Origin of the sequence: Bradyrhizobium sp., assembly GCF_016462955.1 — a bacterium.
Classification (GTDB): domain Bacteria; phylum Pseudomonadota; class Alphaproteobacteria; order Rhizobiales; family Xanthobacteraceae; genus Bradyrhizobium.
On sequence record NZ_JAEMSD010000400.1, the window covers coordinates 1 to 4,467 of the forward strand.

At 63.9% G+C, this 4,467-nt stretch carries 5 protein-coding genes; 4 read left to right on the plus strand and 1 reads right to left on the minus strand.

The window, feature by feature from the left end; translation table 11 throughout:
- From JHD07_RS29605 to JHD07_RS29620, 4 genes are all read left to right on the plus strand, one after another.
- Positions 1-1,097, plus strand: a 1,097-nt coding sequence (locus tag JHD07_RS29605; protein ID WP_291628587.1) for a TAXI family TRAP transporter solute-binding subunit, incomplete at its 5' end; no start/stop codon positions are given.
- A gap of 168 nt (positions 1,098-1,265) precedes the next feature.
- The gene (locus tag JHD07_RS29610; RefSeq protein ID WP_291628589.1) at positions 1,266-1,484 is read left to right on the plus strand and encodes a hypothetical protein; all 219 of its coding nucleotides are present in this window, start codon (positions 1,266-1,268) and stop codon (positions 1,482-1,484) included.
- A gap of 122 nt (positions 1,485-1,606) precedes the next feature.
- A complete protein-coding gene (locus JHD07_RS29615; RefSeq protein ID WP_291628592.1) occupies positions 1,607-2,392 on the plus strand; it encodes an enoyl-CoA hydratase/isomerase family protein in 786 nt (261 codons plus the stop codon).
- 215 nt (positions 2,393-2,607) lie between these two features.
- A complete protein-coding gene (locus JHD07_RS29620) occupies positions 2,608-2,856 on the plus strand; it encodes a hypothetical protein (protein ID WP_291628593.1) in 249 nt (82 codons plus the stop codon).
- Positions 2,857-2,946: 90 nt separating this feature from the next.
- On the opposite strand, the gene JHD07_RS29625 is transcribed toward JHD07_RS29620, so the two are convergent.
- Positions 2,947-4,143 (minus strand): EAL domain-containing response regulator, encoded by a 1,197-nt coding sequence (locus tag JHD07_RS29625; RefSeq protein WP_291628594.1) that lies wholly within the window; start codon positions 4,141-4,143, stop codon positions 2,947-2,949.
- Positions 4,144-4,467: the final 324 nt, after the last annotated feature.

A 4,467-nucleotide genomic window follows, 5' to 3' on the forward strand; every position in this document is an offset into this window, starting at 1 on the left:
AGGTGCCCTTGCGGGCACGTGCGCTCGCGATCCTCGAGCACGATCTCGTGCTCCTGCTCGGTCCCGGCAACAGGAAGATCAAGTCGCTCGCCGAACTGAAGAAGAAGAAGGTCGCCGTCGTCGCCGAAAACGAAGCTTCGCTCGCCTTCGTCCGCAGCATCCTCGATGGTCCCGAAGGCCCCGAGGCCGCCAAGATCCAGATGGCGCCGCAGGGCTCAACGCTCGACAAGCTGTTTGGCCCGGCAAACGGCTACAGCGCGGTGATCGCCATCGTCCACGCCTCGCGGGCGGTGCGGGACAAATCCTATGAGCAGGCCGCCAAACGCGGCGGCTTCACCCTGAACGCCATCGACGAAGCCAAGACGCTGGCGCGCAAATTCCCCGGCATTTCCAACGAGACGTTGACCGCGGGCACGCTGTCGGCATCCCCGCAAATCCCCGACGACGACCTCGACACGATCGGGCTCGAATGGCTGCTGGTCGCGCAATCCAGGATGTCACCGACCACGGCAGGCGAGCTCGCCCGCACCATCTACGAGAACAAGTCGGCGCTCGCGCTCGACAACGGCTTTGCCACCAGGATTGAGCCGGCCTCCGTCGAGAAGGACGCCTACGTGATCGCGCATCGGGGCGCAGCCGACTACATCAACGACGACACCAAGTCGTTCCTGGATAAGTACAGCGACGTGATGTATCTGGGCGTCGCCGCGCTCAGCATCATCGGCTCGATCTTCGCGGCGATCTACGCCAAGATCACCCGGATCGCGCCGGAGAAGGCCAGCGAGCTCTCGACCGCCATCCTCGACGTCGGCGAGCGCATCGAGCACGCCCATTCGCTGGATCAGCTCGAATGCCTCCAGGACGAGTTGGAAGGCATTTTGCGAGGCGCCGTCATCGGCCTCAGGGACGGCACGATCAGCACAGACGGCCTCGACACGTTCAAGCTCGGCTACGAATTCGTCCGCGACGAGATCGGCATGCGCCGCGACTATCTGAAACGCCATGCCGGCGAAGCCGAAAAGACGGTGCGTGATACCGGCCCTGCCCTGCCGGACGACAGCAACGTGGTGGTCGTGAAGACCGCCCAGAGCGCCTGATCTCACCGGGCACTTTCCTGTCCCGGACAGCAACGTCCCTAGCGCGTTGGAGACGCGCGTGAACGCGCTTAGGGCGTTGCCGCGCTGCGCCGGGGCCCGACACCTCGGCCGTTTGGAACCGCCGCGATCCACAACCGTTGATTCCTAATTGCAACCGGATAGCGCGGCATGCGTGCACTCCTCCTCATCCTCCTTATGGCAATGCTGGCGGCGGCCGGTTACTTCGCCTATTCCGCAATGGCTGTCGAAGGCGAGCCGATCCCGACGGAAGGCTATGTGGCGCTTGCCCTGGGCGCGGGGTTTTCCGTCCTCATCGGCGTCGGGCTGATGGTGCTTCTGTTCTTTAGCAGCCGCCGCGGCTACGACGAGCCGCCACATTTCAAGTAGGCCCTCGCCGGCAGCGCGGCAGGGAGGGCAGGCCCGGCGCACGCGGTGTCATCAGAACAGGCTCGCCGTCGTTGACGGCCTCCGTCCGGGCGGGCACTTTGGCACCGACAATGGAGACAAGAATGTCGGACACAGCCGAGGCCGCATCCAGCCCCGTGCTCGAAATCACCGGCGCCCGCGCCACCATCCGCCTCAACCGGCCCAAGCATCTCAACCGGCTCCAGGCCGAGGATCTCGGCGAGCTGACGGAACTGTTCGACCGGATCGAGGCCGATCCGGCCATCCGCGTACTGGTGCTGACCGGCACCGGCCGCGCGTTCTCGGCCGGCTACGATCTCAATTCCGTGGCGGAGCGCGCGGTCAGCGCGACCGAACAGCAGAGCGCGGGCTCGGCCTTCGCGGCGGTGGTCGACCGGCTGGAGGATCTCGGCGTTCCCACGATCTGCCGGCTCAACGGCGGCGTCTATGGCGGCTCGACCGACCTCGCGCTCGCCTGCGATTTCCGCATTGGCGTCGAGACCGCGGAGATGTTCATGCCGGCGGCGCGGCTTGGGCTGCATTACTACCCGAGCGGCATCAAGCGCTACGTGACCCGCCTCGGCGTGGACAATGCGAAAAAGCTGTTCCTGACCGCGCAGAAGATCGGCGCCCCGGAGATGCTGCGCATCGGCTACCTCACCGCGATGGTGCCAATGGACTTGCTGGATCAGGAGGTCGACAAGCTTGCTGCGATCCTCGCCGGCAACGCTCCGCAAGCGATGCGCGGCATGAAGCGGGCGATCAACGAGTTCGCCCGCGGCGAGCTCGATGAGGGCGCCGCCGACCAGCGCCACCGCGACAGCATGCGCGGCGAGGAGATCAAGGAAGGCATCGCGGCGTTTGCGCAGAAGAGAGCGCCGCGGTTTTGAGCGACAATGTCCCATACGGCCGTGGCGGAGATGACGCAGGCGAGGCCTGAGCGCGACCACACGGCGCGCAAAGCCTGACCGCGGCACATTTCGCCGCTGCCGATGAAACATTCCTGAAACACGATTCTTCCCGCTCGCCATGAACGCGATCGCATCTCGTCTCGACCGAGATGCAGGGACGCAACAATGGTCCTAGCGCCAAATGGAGAATGAAGATGTTTCGTAAGCTTGCTCTTGGTCTGATCGCTGCCGGCACGCTCGGTGTCGCCGCTCTGGCTCCCACTGCCGCTTCGGCCGGCGGTTTCCATTACTATCATGGTCATAACCACTGGGGTCCCGGTTGGGGCCTTGGCGGCATCTACCTCAACACCGGCGTCAGCAATTGCTACCAGGAGCGCCTGGTCCGCACTCGTCACGGTCTGCGCGTGCGCGTCGTGAATGTCTGCGCCTACGGGATCTACTGAGCACGGCTATCGTCTGGCGCAGCCCCGGTCGCTCCGCGACCGGGGTTCGTCGTCTCAGCTCGCAAGAGCCGCCGGCTTCGCGGAAGCGGCCTACTGGTCCGTCAGTGCATTGCGATCCGATATCCATCGTTCGGCGCGGGAACGCCGTAGCGAGGGTGCGAAGTAGTAGCCTTGGGCGACGTCGCAGCCTGCCCGACGGATGATTTCAAGCGCTTGCGAGCTCTCGACCCCCTCGGCCACGACCTTCATATTGAACGCCTTCGCAAGCGCGACGGAAGCATCGACGATCTTCATCATGTCGTCGTCGGCCTCGCAACCTTTGATGAAGGACTGGTCGATCTTGAGTTCGCTGAACGGAAGTCGCGCCAGGGCAGCCAGCGACGAATAGCCGGTGCCGAAATCGTCGATTGCGGTACCGATCTTCTTCAGCCGCAGACGCACCAGAATGTCGTTGGCACGGTCGACGTCGGCCATTGCGGTGGTCTCGGTGATCTCGACCGTCAGCGAGGACGGAGGCACGTTCGCCTGGCGAAGGATCGCCTCAATCCGCTCCGGCAGTGCCAAATCCGACATCAGTGAACCCGAGATGTTGACGGCGATGGTGAAACCGGGGTTGCGTTCGATCAGCTTGCGGCCCTGTGACATCGCCGATGAAAGAATGCAATCGGTCACCTCGCGAATCAGGCCGGTCTGCTCGGCGATCGGAATGAAGACCATCGGCGAGACCATGCCGAATTCGGCGGTGCGCCAACGTGCGAGGGCCTCTGCGCCGACCACTTTGCCCGTCCCCAGCGCGATCTTGGGCTGGAATTCGACGAAGAACTCGCCATCGGCCAGCCCACGCGCAATTCGGTCCGGCGTGATCCGGGGCGGGGTTTCGGCAGATCTCGCAGCCAACGGCGAGCGCTGCGGCAAGTCGAAGGCACAGCGCAAGCGGTTGAGATCGAGCGGCTTGGTCAGGCAGCCGCCAAGCAGCAGCTTCAGTCCGGCGACAACCCGGCGCGTTGCCTTCATGACGCGATCATCGCAGCCGCTGATGATCACGATCGACATCGCGCGGAGATCCCGGTCGGCGACGAACCGCAACAGCTCGACACCGTCCCGCTCGCCGAGCGACAGATCCAGCGCCATGATGTCGAAGGCTTCGCGTGACAAAAGGTCCGTCGCGGCCTCGTAGGAAGGCACGACGACGGACTCGTAACCGAGCTTCGCGCCGATCTTGCTGATCAAGACCCGTTGCACCAGATCGTCGTCCACTACCAGAAGACGGCCTCTCGTCGCGCTCATCATCAAACTCCCGGTTGATGGCGTTCACCGTAGAGCAGCGGCCTCGCTTGGTTATGAATAGAAGACGGCTAAAACTTTCCCGATCGGGAAGGATTTGTTAGCGATGTTTCTCAGCCACATAAGTGGCTGATATGGCAGGTAAAATTTGCGCGCTTCGCACCGCGCGGCAAAAACGGTATCGGGTTGACGCGTCCGACCCTTAGGCGTGATGAACGCGTCGTGAAGCTCTTTATCGGAAGCCGGCAAACGCGCCGGGGAGATCTGTGCGCGGCTAGCCGGTCTGCCGCTGCCGGCGAAACCAGGCCCAGGTCTCGCGCGTCGTTC

Coding starts and splice junctions, on each gene's coding strand:
- JHD07_RS29615 (WP_291628592.1), top strand. CDS start 1,607: ATGTCGGACACAGCCGAGGCCGCATCCAGCCCCGTGCTCGAAATCACC.
- JHD07_RS29620 (WP_291628593.1), top strand. CDS start 2,608: ATGTTTCGTAAGCTTGCTCTTGGTCTGATCGCTGCCGGCACGCTCGGT.
- JHD07_RS29610 (WP_291628589.1), top strand. CDS start 1,266: ATGCGTGCACTCCTCCTCATCCTCCTTATGGCAATGCTGGCGGCGGCC.
- JHD07_RS29625 (WP_291628594.1), bottom strand. CDS start 4,143: ATGAGCGCGACGAGAGGCCGTCTTCTGGTAGTGGACGACGATCTGGTG.